Origin of the sequence: Asanoa sp. NPDC049475, assembly GCF_040676915.1 — a bacterium.
Classification (GTDB): domain Bacteria; phylum Actinomycetota; class Actinomycetes; order Mycobacteriales; family Micromonosporaceae; genus Asanoa.
This window is the reverse complement of record NZ_JBFAPY010000001.1, coordinates 1,218,653-1,234,159: the sequence shown is the minus strand read 5'-3', so window position 1 is coordinate 1,234,159 and position 15,507 is coordinate 1,218,653. Positions and strand designations below refer to the sequence as shown.

Here is a 15,507-nt window from a genome sequence, read left to right as displayed (position 1 = left end):
CGTTGCCAACCGAGCGACCCTCGGTAACCAACGGACACTCCACAAGCGACTTTCGCTTCTCGAGGTTCTGTGGTTAGGTGAGGCTAACCAAACTTGAGGAGCTCTCTTTGGCATCTGTAACGGTCGCCGTGACGGAGACCGTGGACATCGCCGAGCTGTCCCGGGTCTATCGCGACGTGCACGCGGCTGACCTGCACCTGGTCGACCACAGCGAGCCGACGGTCGAGGAGCGACTGGCCTGGACGGTCGAGGCGCCCGGCTTCGCTGCCACGGTCGCCCACGTCGACGGCAAGCTCGCCGGCGCGGTCATGGGCTGCCCGCTGCCGCCCGACACGCTCTGGTGGCGCGACCTGGCCGACGTCGACCCGGCCGTCACGCGCGAACGGACCGGTCGCACGTTCGCGATCTGCGAGGCGTTCGTGCTGCCCGAGCACCGCCGGCGACGGCTCGGCGTGCCGCTGTTCCTCGACCTGCTGGCAGGCCGGCCCGAGGATCGCGTCACGATGGCCGTGGCCGAGGCCAACACCCGGGTCTGGCGGGCGTTGGGGGCACTGGGCTTCGCCCACGTCGGCGACGTCCTTCCGTTCCCAGGCTGGCGTCCACATCGGATGCTGGTGTGCCCGTTGCCGCTGGCGAGCCGGCGATGAGCGCGTACGCGGAGGACCTGCCGGGTTTCGGGGCCTTCGAACTGGTGCGCCTGGATCCGGCGCGAGACCGGGACCTGGTGCACGGCTGGGTGAGCCAGCCGCGCGCGCGGTTCTGGGGGATGACCGAGCACTCCCCCGAGGTGGTGCAGGAGGTCTACGAGTTCGTGGATGGTCTGGAGACGCACCACGCTTATCTGATGCGCCTGGCGGGGAAGCCGATCGGCATCTTCCAGACGTACGAGCCGGCCGCGGACCCGATCGGGGAGTACTACGAGGTCCGCGAGGGCGACTTCGGCATCCACCTGTTCCTGGCCCCCGCCGATCCACCGGTGCCAGGCTTCACGGGGGCGGTGGCCGTCGCGCTGCTGCGGTTCGCCTTCGCCCACCCGGGCACGAAGCGCATCGTGATCGAACCGGACGTCCGCAACGAACGCGCCCTGCTCCGCTGGCGGCGCCTGGGTTTCGTCTTCGACGCCGTGGTGACGACGCCGGAGAAGACGGCCCAGCTCGCGTTCTACGGGGCCTAGGCCTCGTGCCGGCCCGCGCGGGGGTGGCTCAGGGGAATCCAGGACAGGCGGTTGCCGAGTTTCTTGCGGACCAGCGTGCGCAGGCGCCGGTCGAGCAGCCACAGCAGCGCTCCGGACAGGGCCGCGGCCACAGCGCAGTAGACCACCAGCGCCAGCAGCGGCGGCTCGATCGAGACGCCCACCGCGTCGAAGAGCACGGGGACCGCGGCCGCCACCCCGCCGGCCAGGACCGCCGGGAGGGTCGGGGCCAGGAAGCGCGGTATCGAGCCGCCCACCGCTCGGGAGACCGTGACCCAGATCGAGGCCGCGTTCATCACGACCTGCATCCCGATGGCCGCCAGGGCGATCGCGGTCGCCTGCCGGGCCGCCGACGAGTCGTGCAGCAGCGTGCCCACGCCGGCGAACACCCCGACGCCGAGGAGGCCGCGGGTCCACAGGATCGCCGCCAGCTTGGCCGGCTGGCTGATCGCCTGCAGGGCCGGGCCGAGCAGCACGCCGTACGCGTTGAGGGCACCGTAGAGGCACAGCAGCGCGAGCGGGACCTCCGTGCCGGACCACTGCGGCCCCAGGAAAGCGACCAGCGGGCCGGCCCCGGCGACGAGGACGCCGAGCAGCGGCAGGCCGGTGATCGCACCCAGGTGCTGGAGCGTGGTGAGGTGCCGGACGAACGCCGGTCGGTCGTTCTGCAAGCGCGACAGCGACGGCAGCGCCACCTGTTGCAGCGACCGCACGGTCACGTCGACCAGCATGTCGGGCAGGCGCGCGGCCAGCCGGTAGATGCCCGTCGCCACCGGGCCGAAGAACAGGCCCGTGAAGATGATGTCGGCCTTCGAGCTCAGCATCGAGCCGAGGCCGGCGTTGGCCGAGTGCATCGAGAACTTCCACAGGTCGCGGACCGCGCCGAGCCGCAGCCGGCGGGACGGCCGCCACGGGCACACCGTCCACAGCACGACCAGGCCGACGAACGCGTTGACCAGTGACTGCGCGACCAGCGCCCACACGCCGGCGCCGAGCAGCGCCAGCACCACCCCGACGACGCCGCTGACCACCGACGCGCTCAGCGTGCGCACCGCGACCGACTTGAACGCGAGCTCCCGGCGCAGCACCGCCTCCGGCACGATGGTCAGCGCCTGCATCAGCACCAGCGGCGACAGCGCCAGACAGACGACCGTGAGCTGCGGCTCCCGGTTGACCAGAGCCCAGACCGGGCTCAGCGCGGCCGCCGCGCCACCGACCACGAAGCCCGAGATGACCATCACGCCGAACGCGGCGTCGAGGTGCTCGGGCGTCAGCTTGTCGCGCTGCACGATCGCCGAGACCAAGCCTTGCTGGAGGATCGTCTGCGCGACGGTGATGAACACGGTCGCCATCGCCACGACGCCGAACTCGCTGGGGCCGAGCAGCTTGGCCAGCACGAAGGTGACCAGGACCGTCGCGCCGATCCGGCCGCCGGTGAGCACGTACGACCAGCCGATCGCACTGCCGACGCCGGGCTTGCGGGCGGCCGGCGGCGCGGCGGGAGGTGCCGAGACCACCTACGCGCCGCTCTCGGTCAGCGCCGGCATCGGCTTGCCGCTCAACCTTCTCCGCAGCGCGCCCAACCGCACCCTGGCCCGCCGCGCGTACCAGGTGCCGAGGAAGGCCGCCGAGTTGCTGAGCCCGCCGGGGTGGCCGCGCAGGACGCGTACCGTCTGCCGAAGCATGTTCGACCTTGGCGACCGCGCATTTCGAGCGCCCCCGTCCGGCGCGAACCAGCTCGTCGCCGAGGCGGCGCTGTTGCCCGCCTGCCGGGTCGACCCGCCGTGCACCCGGCGCAGGAACAGCCTTTCCGGCACCTCGTGCACCTCGCCGATCGCGGCGATCTCCGCCATCAGCGTGTAGTCCGACGACAGGAACGGCCGGATCAGCCCGGTGCGGCGCAGCGCGTCGATCCGGAAGACCCCGAAGTGCGCGTGGCACAGGCTGATGTTGTTGGCCAGCCCCGACAGCCGCTTCCAGGCGCGCTGGTCGCGCAGGTCGAGCTTGTCGGCGTACGCGCCGAGCTCCACGCCGTCCTCGTCGATCAACACCGTCTTCGGGTACGCGAGCACCGCGCGCGGCCCGGCGGCGTCGAGCGCGGCCACGCACGCGCTGACGAACCCGGGCCGGCAGATGTCGTCGTACGCGGCCCACTTGAACAGCTCACCCGACGCCAGCTCGACGACCTTCGCGAAGTTGGCGTGGCCGCCCAGGTTCCGCTCGTTGCGCCACAGTCGGATCCGCGGATCGGCCACCGCGTAGCTCTGGCAGATGTCCCAGGTCTCGTCGGTCGACGCGTTGTCGCTGATGACGATCTCGAAGTCGGGATGGTCCTGGGCGCGCAGCGCATCGAGCGCCACCGGCAGGTAGCGGGCCGCGTTGTAGACCGGCACGCCGATGGTGACCCGGGCCATCACGCCACCAGAAGCTCGGCGTCGACGCCGAGCTCACTCAGCGTCGCGCCGATCTCGTTGCGATATGCCGGGTTGGTGATGATGACGGTGCGCGTGCCCAGCCCGGCCAGCGTCGCCGGCGCGGTGACCTCGTGCCCTGTCACGGGCAGGAACCTACCCCACTTGCGGGAGTTGACGTCGACCACCGCGGCCAGCTTGCCGTCGGGGTCGGCGAGGTGCAGGAACTGCACGCCGCGCGAGCCGGCGCCCCAGAGCACCGGGCGGTCGCCGTCGGCGATCCGGTCGGCGATCAGGGTGCGCCACCTGTCACGCTCGGCGAAGTGCCGGGCCGCGAAGCCCCGGATGGCTTCGAGTTGCCGCGAGACCGCGTCGGCGCCGGGCAGCGGCGCGGTCGAGGCGGGCGGGCCGGACACGTTGGCCGAGAACTCCACGAACCGGAACATCCCCTGGAACAGCGGGCCGGTGTCCTCGACCCGCCAGCCGGCACGCTCGACGATCCGGCGCAGCGAGTACGCGTCGAAGTACGACACGTGCGGGTAGATGACCTCCCAGCCCGCGGTGGCCATGTCGTAGCAGGCGTCCGGCACCTCGATGTAGCCGCGCACGGGCCGGTCGCCGGCCAGGGTGCGCAGGCTCACCAGGAAGTCGTACGGGTCGTCGATGTGCTCGAACCAGTGCCGGGACGTGACGAAGTCGAACGGCGGCGTCGTCCCGTCGAGCGGAGCGTGTCCACTGTGGAACTCCGCGCCGGACGGGTCCGGGCCGGTCGGGCCCGCGTACATCGCGTCGTAGCCGATGCCCCGCGCTCCCGCGACGTGGCAGAGCTCACGAAGGAACTCGCCCTGCCCGCACCCGATGTCGAGCACGGTCGCGCCCCGCAACGGATAGCGCTCGGTCAGGTGCTTGACCAGCTCCGCCGAGAACGACTGGAACGCGGGCGAGTGGTGCAGGTTGGTGTCCATCGTCGTGTCGTAGTGCAGGAGCTCCGGCTCGAAGGCCACGTTCCGCACGTACGCGCACGACGGGCAGTACGACAGCTCCATCCGGCCGAGCGGCGAGGCGAGCGCCTCGTCGCGGCTGGCCCAGTGCACGCCGCAGAGCACCGGGATCGTGCCCAGGTCGGCGAACGGGACGAGCTCACCCTCGCCGCACGCGAAGCAGCGGGTCACGAGGTCCACCGCAGCTGCTCGTCGATCTTCCCTGCGGCCAGCAGCGCCCGGATCTTCTTGAGCCGCTGGTGCCCCTCTCCGGTGAATTGCTCGATGGTCAGCCCGTGGCGGCGGTATTCCTCGACCAGTTGCTCCACGCCCTTGCGCACTGTCCACGCTGGACGGAAGCCGGGCACCTCGGCGGCGATCCGGTCGCAGCTGACCCGGTAGTTGCGGGAGTCGGCGGACGCGCCACCGGCGAAGGTCACCGTGGAACCGGTCACCACGTCGCGGACGATCTCGGCCACGTCGCGGATGAGGTAGTTCTCACTGGTCTGCCCGATGTTGTAGGCCCGGTTGTGCACCACGTCACGCGGCGCCTCCAGCAGCGCCAGGAACGCCGCCGAGATGTCCTCGACGTGCACCAGCGGGCGCCAGGCGGTGCCGTCGGAGAGCAGCCGCACCTCGCCGGTCAGCAGCGCGTGCGCGGCGAGGTCGTTGACGACCAGGTCGCCGCGGAGTCGGGGCGAGAAGCCGTACGCGGTGGCGTTGCGCAGGTAGACCGGGGAGAAGTCGTCGTCCGCGAGCTCGGCGAGGTCCTGCTCGGAGAGGATCTTCGACTCGCCGTACGGCGTCACGGGCGCGAAGCCGGCGTCCTCGTCGAGCGGGCGGTCGTCGAGCCCGGCGCCGTAGAGCGAGCAGGACGACGAGAACAGGAACGTGCCGACGCCGGCTGCCTTGGCCGCCCTGGCCAGACGCACCGTCGACCGGTGGTTGATGTCGTACGTGAGGTCCGGGTTGAGGTTGCCGATCGGGTCGTTGCACAGTGCGGCCAGGTGCACCACCGCGTCGTAGCCGCGTAGGTGCTCGGGCTCGACGTCGCGCAGGTCCACCCGGAGCGCCGGCACCGCGGGCGGCGGCGGGCCGAGCACGCCGTCGGCGTACAGGCTGATGTCGAGGCCGGTGACGTCGTGTCCCGCGGCCTGCAGCAGCGGCACCAGCACGCTGCCGATGTAGCCGTCGTGGCCGGTCACGAGTGTGCGCATGGTGAAGCTCCGCAGCGTTGTCCGGGGTGAGAATCGCGAGTCTACGGACGGCTCGTCGGTACGGTCCGGACTAGTGTCGGACTTCTTACTCCAGGCTCCATGGCCATGCGCCACCTGGCTAGCGTTTCGCCGGGCGCGGGCCGGGGCCGAGGGCCGCGCTGACCGGTGTTTGCTCGAAATCGGGGTACCTGCGCATGACAACTGCCGTATGTCGCCTTTGTGCGGCGGAGTTGACCGAAACGTTCGTCGACCTGGGCATGTCCCCGCTGTGCGAGAGCTACCTTCCGGCCGAACGGCTGGACAGCGCGGAGACCTTCTACCCGCTGCACGTCCGCCTCTGCCCGAGCTGTCTGCTGGTGCAGTTGCCCGCATACGTGCCCGGCGAAGACATCTTCTCCGATTACGCCTACTTCTCCTCGTACTCGGACTCGTGGGTCGCGCACGCCAAGCGCTACGCCGACACCATGGCCGAGCACCTCGGCCTCGGTCCGGACAGCCTGGTGACCGAGGTCGCCAGCAACGACGGGTATCTGCTCCAGCACTTCGTGGCGCGCGGCATCCCGGTGCTGGGCGTCGAGCCGGCGGCGAACATCGCGGAAGTCGCGCGGTCTCGCGGGATCCGGACCGAGAACGAGTTCCTGGGCGCCGAGACCGGTGCGGCGCTGGCGGCCAAGCACGGCCGCGCCGACCTGGTCGCGGGCAACAACGTCTACGCGCACGTGCCCGACCTCGTCGGCTTCACCGCCGGCCTGGCCGCGCTGGTCAAGCCCGACGGCCTGGTGACGCTGGAGTTCCCGCACCTGCTGCGGCTGATCGAGCGGCGCCAGTACGACACCATCTACCACGAGCACTACCAGTACCTGTCGCTGCTGACCGCCGAGCGCGCCCTGGCCACCGCCGGGCTCGTGGTGGTCGACGTCGAGGAATTGTCGACGCACGGCGGGTCGCTGCGGGTGCACGCCCGGCACGGCGCCGCGGCGGGCGAGGCGTCCAGCAACGTCAAGTCGGTGCTCGAAGCCGAGGCCGAGGCCGGCCTGCACACCGTCGAAGGCCACAAAGGCTTCGCCGAGGCGGTTTTCGACATCAAGCGCGACCTGCTGGACTTCCTGCTGACCGCGCGGGCCGAGGGCAAGCGGGTGGTCGGCTACGGCGCCCCCGGCAAGGGCAACACGCTCCTCAACCACTGCGGCATCCGGGCCGATCTGCTGGAGTACACGGTCGATCGCAGCCCGCACAAGCAGGGCATGTTCCTGCCGGGCACGCACATCCCGATCCACGCTCCTGAGCGAATCGCCCAGGACCGCCCGGATTACGTGCTCGTGCTCCCGTGGAACCTGCGCAGCGAGATCTCGGCCCAACTGTCGTACGTGCGAGAGTGGGGCGGCCGGCTGGTCTTCCCGATCCCGGACCTCGAGGTGGTGTGATGAAGGTCGTCCTGTTCTGCGGCGGCCTCGGCATGCGGATGCGGGAGGACGCCCAGTCCGCGCCGAAGCCGATGGCGATGATCGGTGATCGCCCGCTGCTCTGGCACGTGATGCGCTACTACGCGCACTTCGGCCACACCGACTTCGTGCTGTGCCTCGGTTACGGCGCGGCCGCCGTGAAGGACTACTTCCTGCACTACGACGAGACGCTCTCCAACGACTTCACGCTCACCATGGGTGACCGGGACCTGCACCTGTTCTCGTCGGACATCACCGACTGGAACATCACCTTCATCGACACGGGCCTGCACTCGACCATCGGCGAGCGGCTGATGCGGGTGCGGGCGCACGTCGAGAACGAGCCGGTGTTCCTGGCCAACTACGCCGACACGCTGACCAACGCTCCGCTCGACGAGATGGTCAAGCGGTTCGACCGGTCCGACGCGGTGGCCAGCCTGCTGGCGGTGCCGGTGCAGTCGACGCATCACGTGCTCGACATCGAGAACGGCGACCGGGTGACCGGCATCACGCCGATGCGCGAGCTGACCCAGTGGGAGAACGGCGGCTACTTCATCCTCCGCCCGGAGATCTTCGACCACATGCGCGAGGGCGAGGAACTGGTGCCGGACGCGCTGGAGCGGCTGATGCCGAGCGGACGGGTCATCGCCCAGCGCTACAAGGGCTTCTGGCGCGCGGCCGACACGTTCAAGGACCGGGCGGAGCTCGAGCAGCTCTACTTCTCGGCCCGGTGCCCGTGGATGCTCTGGGACTCCAACCGCACTGGCGGCTCGCTCGCCCCGGCTCTGGTCTCCTGACGCCGATGCTTCCGTTCGCACTGTCGGCAGTCCGGCGGGTCGTCCTGTTCGGCGCGCACCCGGACGACATCGAGATCGGCGCCGGCGGCCTGCTGCTCACGCTGGCCGCCACCGTTTCCGACCTCGACGTCCGCTACGTGCTGCTCAGCGGCACGCCGGACCGGCAGGCGGAGGCGCGGGCCGCCGCGGCCGCCTTCCTGCCCGGCGCCCGTCTTTCGTTCTCGCTGCACGACCTGCCCGACGGGCGGGTGCCGGCGCACTGGGAGCGGGCAAAGGAGCTCGTCCAGGCGGCCGCCGTCGGTGGTGCCGATCTGGTGGTCGCCCCGGCGAAGGACGACGCGCACCAGGATCACCGGCTGTTGGCCGAGCTCGTGCCGACCGCGTTCCGCGACGCGGTGGTGCTGCACTACGAGATCCCGAAATGGGACGGCGATCTCGGGCGGCGTAACGTCTACGTGCCGCTGGCCGACGAGCGCGCCCGCCGCAAGGTGGAGCTGCTGCATGCCAACTTCCCGTCACAGAAGGACCGCGACTGGTGGGACGACGAGGTCTTCCTCGGCCTCGCCCGGCTCCGCGGCATGGAATGCCGGTCGAGGTATGCCGAGGCGTACACCTGTGAGAAGGCGGTGATGGCGCTGTGAGCGTCGGTGCGTGTCTGTTCGGGGTTCCAGGGTCCACATTGAACCTGGGCGTCGGCGCGTTGCGGGCGGCCACGATCGGCGCTTTCCTGGCCCGCGTGCCGGACGCCCGGATGACTGTCTTCGACGACGGCTGGGGCGAACGGCAGGGCACCGCGTACGTGCACGGCCAGGCGGTGCCGATCACCCTGTCCGGCGCGCGCCACTCGCGCCGCTACCACCGTCCCGAGTCCTATGTGAACATGCGGCTCAGCGCGGCGTTGGGCGGCCTCGGCAACCACGGCGTCAGCGCGATCGACGGCGCCGACGTGGTGCTCGACGTCAGCGGCGGCGACAGCTTCAGCGACATCTACGGCGAGCACCGGTTCCGCACGGTCGCCTGGCCCAAGAAGCTCGCCCTGCTGCGCAAGCGCAAGCTCGTGCTGCTGCCGCAGACATACGGCCCGTTCAAGATCCCGCGGATCCGGGCCGAGGCCGTGTCGCTGGCCCGCGGTGCGTCGATGGCCTGGGCGCGCGACCCCGACAGCTTCGCCGCGCTGCGCGAGCTGCTCGGTGCCGACTTCGATCCGCGCAGGCACCGCGAGGGCGTCGACGTGGCCTTCGGCCTGGAGCCGCGTGCCCCCGAGGGTGCGGCGTTCGACCAGCTCGCCGCCTGGTTCGCGGCCGCCGACGGCCCGGTGATGGGCATCAACGTCAGCGGCCTGATGTCGCGGGCCGAGGGGATCGCACAGTTCCGGCTGGCCGGCGACGGCGGCCGGGTGGCCCGGCAGATCTGCGAGCGGGTGCTCGACGAGCCCAACACCCGGGTCATCATCGTGCCGCACGTGTTGGCGGCCGGCGGCACCGACGACGACACCGCGACCAGCGAGGCGCTGCGGGCCGACCTGACCGCGAAGTACGGCGACCGGATCGCGATCACCCCGCGTGGGCTCGACCCGCACCAGACCAAGTGGGTGATCAGCCGCACGGCGTGGTTCTGCGGGATGCGGATGCACGCCACGATCGCGGCGCTGTCGTCGGCGGTTCCGGCCGCGATCCTGGCGTACAGCCTCAAGGCTCGTGGTGTGTTCGCGACGGTCGGGCAGGAGCGGCACGTCGCGGACGCCCGCACGCTCGGCGACGACGAGCTGCTCGACACGCTGTGGAAGTCGTGGTCCAACCGCTCCGCCGCGGCGGCGGAGCTGGCCGAACGGGTGCCGGTGGCGGTCCACCGGGCGGGAGAGCAGATGGACGAGATCGTCGCCCTGGCCCGGGGCGGCGCCGCATGACTCGGTCTCCGCGCGACGTGCACGACGTCGCCGAGCAGAAGATGTGCACCGGCTGCGGTGTCTGTGCCTACCTGGCGCCGGACGAGGTGCGGATGGGCGACGTCCTCGAGTACGGGCGCCGTCCCCTCCCCTTGTTGCCGGTCCGGGGCCCCGGTGCGGCAGCGGCGTTGTCGTGCTGCCCCGGCGTCAAGCTGGAGCACGACTCGGGCGAAGCCGGTCCCGGCGAGTACGCGGACCTGCGCGATGCCTGGGGTCCGGTGCTGCGGGTGTACGAGGGCTACGCGGCCGACCCGGAGATCCGCTTCGCCGGCTCCAGCGGCGGCGTGGCGACGGCACTCTCGGCGTTCCTGATCGAGCAGGAGGGCATGACTGGCGCGCTGCACATCGGCGCGCGCGAGGACGTGCCCTACCTCAACGAGGCGCGGCTGTCCCGCAGCCGGGACGAGCTGCTGGCCAACGCCGGCTCCCGCTACGCGCCGGCCAGCCCGTGCGAACGGCTCGACCTGGTCGAGGCGGGCGAGACCCCGAGCGTGTTCATCGGCAAGCCGTGCGACGTGGCCGCGGTCTCGATGGCCCGGCGCGAGCGGCCGCAGCTCGACCGCAAGGTCGGGCTGACCATCGCGGTGTTCTGCGCTGGGACCCCGTCGACGCAGGGCACCCTGGAGATGCTCAAGGTGATGGGTGTCGACGACCCGTCGACCATCTCGCACGTGGCTTACCGGGGCAACGGCTGGCCGGGCAACGCCCGCACGGGTGTCGCCGGCGAGTCCGAAGAGCGCACGCTGACCTACGAGCAGTCCTGGGGCGACATCCTCCAGAAGCACCGCCAGTGGCGCTGCTACCTGTGCGCCGACCACACGGGCGAGTTCGCCGACGTCGCGGTCGGCGACCCGTGGTACCGGCCGACCGCCGGCGACCCGGGCCGCTCGCTGGTGCTGGCGCGCACGGAGCGCGGCCTGAAACTGATCGAGGCCGCGATCGCCGCCGGCGCGCTGGTGCTGGAGCAGGTCGGCCCGGAGCTCCTGCCCGCCTCACAGCCGAACCTGCTGCGCGCCCGGGGCGCGGTCTGGGGCCGGATGGTCACGCTGCGCGCGGCCGGCCTGATGACCCCGCGCACGCGGCACCTGCCGATGGCCCGGATGTGGCGCGAGAACCTGTCGACGAAGGAGAAGCTCCAGTCGACGGTCGGCACGGTCCGCCGCATCCGCCGCAAGTCCCTACGCGCCCCCGCCGACCTCACCCCGATGGAGTAGCGCCCGGTTCCTGCTGGACGCAACGCGAGTCCCGGTCGACCGGATGCGGTGCCCGCTCACTGCCGAGCGGGTGCGGGCGGCAGGCGAGTGCACCGTCTTCTGGGCGGCGTAGGGCGGGCCGCCCGCTCCGCACCGACAAGGAGCGTTACGGAGCCGACGTGGTGGCCACGTCCGGGAGGACGTCGGCCGCGCCGGTCTGTTGGGTCCGGATCGGCGGCGACGAGCTTCCCGTCAGCACCCGTTCGAGCCAGGTCATCGACTCACGACCGCGCGGCAGGAAGATGCCGAACAGCGCGGCCCCCGACCGGGTGAAACGCGATGGTCAACGAGTGGTGCCGTCGTAGGCCACCCGGGCTTCCTCCACTCTGTCGAGGTGCGTGGTGGCCCAGTCAGAGAGGTGGGCGAACAGCGGTGCCAGGGTGCGGCCCAAATCGCTGATCTCGTACTCGACGCGGGGTGGGATCTCCGCGTGGTACGTGCGGACCACCAGCCCGTCGCGTTCGAGTTGGCGGAGCCGTTGGGTCAGCACCTTCGGCGTGATCGTGGTGATCCGCCGTTCGAGCTCCACGAAGCGCTGCCGGCCGTGGTAGTTGAGCGTCCACAGGATCGGCGTGGTCCACCGGCTGAACACGATGTCGACCACCGGCGAGATGGGGCAGGCCTGTTCCGGCGCCGCGCTGGGCTGCATGGGATAGCCACTTTCCTCTAGGTACCTACTATCTCCATGATGTTAGCGTCGCTCAGCCGCCGCGCACGAGGCGCGGGCGACGGCGAAAACATCGGGGAGCATTCGATGATCGTGGTGACCGGAGCGACAGGCAACGTGGGCCGTCCGCTGGTGCGGGCGTTGAGCGACGCGGGCGAGCGGGTGACAGCCGTGTCACGGGCAACGCGGCCGCCGGACGACGTGCGGCACGTGCCCGCCGACCTGTTCCACCCGGAGACCCTGAAACCGGCGGTCGACGGGGCCGCCGCCCTCTTCCTGCTGGTTCCGGGCGTCGGCGCGGGGTTGGACATCGACGCGATCCTCGCGGTCGCCAAGGCCGGCGGCGTCGACCGGGTGGTCTCACTCTCGTCGCAGGCGGTCGGCACGCGGCCGGGTTCGGCGTCCTACGCTCCCTTGCGCACCATCGAGGACGCGGTCGCCGGTTCGGGTCTCAAGTGGACCGTCCTGCGCATTGCCGGACTGGCCTCCAACGCGTTCGGCTGGGCCGGCTCGATTCGCGAGCAGCGCGTCGTGATCGCGCCCTTCGGCGATGTCGGGCTGCCCGTGCTCGACCCGGTCGACGTCGCCGAGGTGGCCGCCGCCGTGCTGCGCGACGGCGACCCGCACGACGGCCGCACCTACGTGTTGACCGGTCCCGCCACGGTGACGCCCCGCGCGCAGGCGGCGGCCATCGGTGCCGCGCTGGGCGAGCCGATCGGGTTCGTGGAGCTGTCGCGGGACGCGGCACGCGAGCGGATGCTGGGCTTCATGCCCGCCCCCGTGGTGGACGGCACGCTCGCCGTCCTCGGCACGCCGACCGAAGCCGAGCGGCGGGTCAGCCCGCACGTGGCGGAGATCCTGGGCCGCGCGCCGGGCAGCTTCGCCGACTGGGCGCGGCGCAACGCCGCGGCCTTCCGGTCAGAACAGCTGTAGCGAGCCCGTGCGTTGGGCGTGCCGCTCCCCCACCCGCAGCAGCAGGGCGGTCAGGCCCAGCAGCACCGCCGACAGGCCGGCCAGGAACGCCAACTGGCCGGCCAGGTCGGCGGTGTCCTTGCCGTCGAGCAGCGCGCCGCGGAGCACGACCAGGCTGGTGGTCAGCGGGAAGGCCAGGCCGATCGCCTTGATCCAGACGGGCAGGGCGAAGAGCGGCAGGCGCACGCCGGCGATGAACCACAGTGGATCGTCGAGCAGCGTGTAGAGGAAGGCCGAGTCGCGGCTGAACATCAGCAGGCTGTTGAGGAAGGCGCCCCAGGCGACCGCGGGCACCAGCAGCGCCAGCGCGGCGATCCCGAGCATGCCGGGGTGGGCCAGATGCAGCGTGCCGGTGGCGACCGCGGCCGCGAGGCCGAAGCAGCCGAACAGCCACGCGTTCTGCACCAGCGCGCTGGAGCCGTTGGCCAGCACCAGCGCCATCCGGCTCGCCGGCGTCAGGAACATCGCCTCCAGCGTGCCGCTGACCCGTTCCCAGGAGAAGTGCCAGGCGGACTGCACGAGCGAGAAGAAGAAGGTGTACGCGAGCGCGCCCGCGGCCAGGAACGCCAGCAGTCGGCCGGGTTCCGCGACCAGTGGCCACCGCTGCGCCGCGCCGGGCGCCGAGGTCACCGGCAGCACCGTGTAGTAGGTGGTGGCCAATGTCAGCACCGGCCAGAGCAGCATCGAGAACACGACCAGCTTGCTGCCGAAGATCCGGCGGTGTTGTTTGAGACCCTCGGCCGCGAACACCCGCAGGGCGGCCCTCATCTCGCGGCCACCGCGGCCGGCGCCCCCGCCATCGCCAGGATCGCGTCCTCCAACGTCGGTGGGTTGACCTCCAGCCGCACGATCGCGCCGCCGGCCCGGACCACCGCGGTGGCGAGCTCGCCGGTCAGGTCCTCGGGGCTGCGCAGCACGAACGTGGGCCGCTCCTCGGCGTCGACGCCCACCTCGAACTCGGCACCCAGGGCGGCGACGGCCGCGCTGACCGCCGGCGCGTGCTCGGCCAGGGTCAGCTCGACCGTGTGCGGCAGGCGGGTGCCGGCGGTCAGCGCGGTCGGGCTGCCCTCGGCGACGAGCCGGCCGCGGTCGACCACGTAGACGTGCCCGCACAGCTGCTCGACCTCGGCCAAATAGTGCGAGGTGAGCAGGACCCCGACGCCGTCGCGGGCCAGGTTCGCGACCACCGCGCGCAGGTCGCGCGCGATAGGCGCGTCCAGGCCCAGGGTCGGCTCGTCGAGCAGCAGGTACGCGGGCGCGTTGATCAACCCGCGGGCGATGCTCAGCCGCTGCCGCATGCCGCGCGAGTAGCGCTCGACGACCGTGCCGGCCGCGTCCGTGAGCCCGACGAGCTCCAGCAGCTCGTCGATCCGCTTCGCGAGCACGGCGCGCGGCACGTCGTAGAGCTGGCCGAAGTACCAGAGGTTCTCCCGGCCGGTCAGTCGCGCGTACACCATGCGCTCGCCGCCGGCGATGAGGTTGATCCGGCGCCGGATCGCGCGGGCGTGGCCGACCACGTCCAGGCCGTCCACGGTGACCGAGCCGGAGGTGGGGCGCAGCAGCGTGGCGAGCACCTTGATGGTCGTGGTCTTGCCGGCGCCGTTGAGCCCGAGCAGGCCGGTCACCGCGCCGGGCGGGATCGACAGTGACAGGCCGTCCACGGCGTGGGTCGCGGGGCCGGCCGGCCGGAACAGCTTGCGCTGCCCCGGAAACGTCTTGCGCAGCTCGTGGGTGACGATCACGCTGATCCTCCACGTTGGATGGCGATGCGTTCGGCGGGTCCGAGCAGCCGGAGCCCGACGACCAGGTAGGCGAGGCCCAGAGCCAGGCAGAGCAACAGGTCCGGCGCGGCGATCGAGAGCGGTGCGTGCTCGAGCGTCGCCGCCCGCAGCGCCCGCAGCGCCGAGGTGACCGGCAGCGCCTCGCCGAGCCAGCGCAGCGGGTCCGGCAGGTAGGCGGGCGGGAAGGTGAAGCCGCACAGCAGACCCATCGCGACGAACAGCGTGTTCTGCGTGATGTGCGCCTCGCCGACGCTGATCATGACGGCGCTCAGCGGCACGGAGATCCCGAAGACCGCCACGGAGGCCGCGACGAACGCGGCGAGCAGGGTGAGCGGGTCGGGCGCGGGCAGGCGTACCCCGATCATGATCGCGAAGGTCAGCATCACCACCACCTCGACGACCGTCGTGGTCAGGGCCTGAAGACCGACGCCGACCAGGTACGGGAGCCGCCGCGCGGGCGCCAGGACCTGGCTTTCCAGGGTGCCCTCGCGCTGTTCGGTGATCTGCGCCTTGGCGACCCAGAGCACCATCCGGACCGTGAACATCGAAGCGGCGGCGCCGACGGTGACGTAACCGAGGTAGTCCGCCGTGCCGGCGGCGGCCGCGAAACCGCCGCCGGCACGGCCGCCCCCGATGGCGTGGTAGGCGAGATAGGCCAGCCCGACCGTGAGGATCCCGGTGGCAAGCGTGCCGACGAAGTAGGTCCATTGGTACGCCCGCATGGTGACCAGCCAGTTACGCCGCAGCGTCGGCAGGGCGGTGGCCAAGGTCCCTCCTGAGTTTTAATGTGGAACTTAGCCAGTTTCACTTGGGAACTTAGTGGCTGGCGCTCAAGATGTACAGATCTGAT

16 protein-coding genes are annotated in these 15,507 nt (G+C 71.3%); 8 read left to right on the top strand and 8 right to left on the bottom strand.

The features are described 5' to 3' along the window. Positions 1 to 107 precede the first annotated feature (107 nt). Positions 108 to 647 carry a GNAT family N-acetyltransferase gene (locus tag AB0J88_RS05815; RefSeq protein WP_364352905.1) on the top strand — a complete coding sequence of 180 codons (540 nt, stop codon included), beginning with the start codon at positions 108 to 110 and terminating at the stop codon, positions 645 to 647. Further along, positions 644 to 1,174, top strand: a complete 531-nt coding sequence (locus AB0J88_RS05810; protein ID WP_364352902.1) for a GNAT family N-acetyltransferase — start codon at positions 644 to 646, stop codon at positions 1,172 to 1,174. The genes AB0J88_RS05815 and AB0J88_RS05810 overlap by 4 nt, the downstream gene beginning before the upstream one ends. Here AB0J88_RS05810 and AB0J88_RS05805 read toward each other — a convergent pair. From AB0J88_RS05805 to AB0J88_RS05790, 4 genes are read right to left on the bottom strand one after another with little or no spacing between them, the layout of a single operon-like run. After that, a complete protein-coding gene (locus AB0J88_RS05805) occupies positions 1,171 to 2,709 on the bottom strand; it encodes a lipopolysaccharide biosynthesis protein (protein ID WP_364352899.1) in 1,539 nt (512 codons plus the stop codon). The genes AB0J88_RS05810 and AB0J88_RS05805 overlap by 4 nt on opposite strands. Then, a complete protein-coding gene (locus tag AB0J88_RS05800) occupies positions 2,710 to 3,606 on the bottom strand; it encodes a glycosyltransferase (protein ID WP_364352896.1) in 897 nt (298 codons plus the stop codon). It lies immediately after the preceding gene. Further along, complete coding sequence (locus AB0J88_RS05795) at positions 3,606 to 4,784, bottom strand: methyltransferase domain-containing protein (RefSeq protein ID WP_364352893.1); 1,179 nt, start codon at positions 4,782 to 4,784, stop codon at positions 3,606 to 3,608. The genes AB0J88_RS05800 and AB0J88_RS05795 overlap by 1 nt, the downstream gene beginning before the upstream one ends. Then, positions 4,772 to 5,800 (bottom strand): SDR family oxidoreductase, encoded by a 1,029-nt coding sequence (locus tag AB0J88_RS05790; protein WP_364352890.1) that lies wholly within the window; start codon positions 5,798 to 5,800, stop codon positions 4,772 to 4,774. The genes AB0J88_RS05795 and AB0J88_RS05790 overlap by 13 nt, the downstream gene beginning before the upstream one ends. A gap of 194 nt (positions 5,801 to 5,994) precedes the next feature. On the opposite strand from AB0J88_RS05790, the gene AB0J88_RS05785 reads away from it, so the two are divergent. The 5 genes from AB0J88_RS05785 to AB0J88_RS05765 are packed head-to-tail and all read left to right on the top strand — an operon-like array spanning position 5,995 to position 11,198. Then, a complete protein-coding gene (locus AB0J88_RS05785; protein ID WP_364352887.1) occupies positions 5,995 to 7,224 on the top strand; it encodes a class I SAM-dependent methyltransferase in 1,230 nt (409 codons plus the stop codon). Beyond that, positions 7,224 to 8,039, top strand: coding sequence for a glucose-1-phosphate cytidylyltransferase (locus AB0J88_RS05780; protein WP_364352884.1), 816 nt, complete (start codon positions 7,224 to 7,226; stop codon positions 8,037 to 8,039). The genes AB0J88_RS05785 and AB0J88_RS05780 overlap by 1 nt, the downstream gene beginning before the upstream one ends. A gap of 5 nt (positions 8,040 to 8,044) precedes the next feature. Beyond that, a complete protein-coding gene (locus tag AB0J88_RS05775; RefSeq protein WP_364352881.1) occupies positions 8,045 to 8,680 on the top strand; it encodes a PIG-L family deacetylase in 636 nt (211 codons plus the stop codon). Further along, complete coding sequence (locus tag AB0J88_RS05770; protein ID WP_364737801.1) at positions 8,677 to 9,945, top strand: polysaccharide pyruvyl transferase family protein; 1,269 nt, start codon at positions 8,677 to 8,679, stop codon at positions 9,943 to 9,945. The genes AB0J88_RS05775 and AB0J88_RS05770 overlap by 4 nt, the downstream gene beginning before the upstream one ends. Continuing rightward, entirely contained in the window at positions 9,942 to 11,198 is a 1,257-nt protein-coding gene (locus AB0J88_RS05765) for a Coenzyme F420 hydrogenase/dehydrogenase, beta subunit C-terminal domain (protein ID WP_364352875.1), read from the top strand. Before AB0J88_RS05770 ends, AB0J88_RS05765 begins: the two co-directional genes overlap by 4 nt. A gap of 322 nt (positions 11,199 to 11,520) precedes the next feature. Here AB0J88_RS05765 and AB0J88_RS05760 read toward each other — a convergent pair whose 3' ends face one another. Further along, a complete protein-coding gene (locus tag AB0J88_RS05760) occupies positions 11,521 to 11,886 on the bottom strand; it encodes a helix-turn-helix domain-containing protein (RefSeq protein ID WP_364352872.1) in 366 nt (121 codons plus the stop codon). Positions 11,887 to 11,991: 105 nt separating this feature from the next. Here AB0J88_RS05760 and AB0J88_RS05755 point away from each other — a divergent pair, with 105 nt between their 5' ends. Continuing rightward, positions 11,992 to 12,837 carry an NAD(P)H-binding protein gene (locus AB0J88_RS05755; protein WP_364352869.1) on the top strand — a complete coding sequence of 282 codons (846 nt, stop codon included), beginning with the start codon at positions 11,992 to 11,994 and terminating at the stop codon, positions 12,835 to 12,837. Here AB0J88_RS05755 and AB0J88_RS05750 read toward each other — a convergent pair. The 3 genes from AB0J88_RS05750 to AB0J88_RS05740 are packed head-to-tail and all read right to left on the bottom strand — an operon-like array spanning position 12,823 to position 15,424. Beyond that, complete coding sequence (locus tag AB0J88_RS05750; RefSeq protein WP_364352866.1) at positions 12,823 to 13,644, bottom strand: ABC transporter permease; 822 nt, start codon at positions 13,642 to 13,644, stop codon at positions 12,823 to 12,825. The genes AB0J88_RS05755 and AB0J88_RS05750 overlap by 15 nt on opposite strands. Then, on the bottom strand, positions 13,641 to 14,618 hold the full coding sequence (locus tag AB0J88_RS05745; RefSeq protein WP_364352863.1) for an ABC transporter ATP-binding protein: 978 nt from the start codon (positions 14,616 to 14,618) through the stop codon (positions 13,641 to 13,643). The genes AB0J88_RS05750 and AB0J88_RS05745 overlap by 4 nt, the downstream gene beginning before the upstream one ends. After that, entirely contained in the window at positions 14,615 to 15,424 is an 810-nt protein-coding gene (locus tag AB0J88_RS05740) for an ABC transporter permease (RefSeq protein ID WP_364352860.1), read from the bottom strand. The genes AB0J88_RS05745 and AB0J88_RS05740 overlap by 4 nt, the downstream gene beginning before the upstream one ends. Positions 15,425 to 15,507 lie beyond the last annotated feature (83 nt).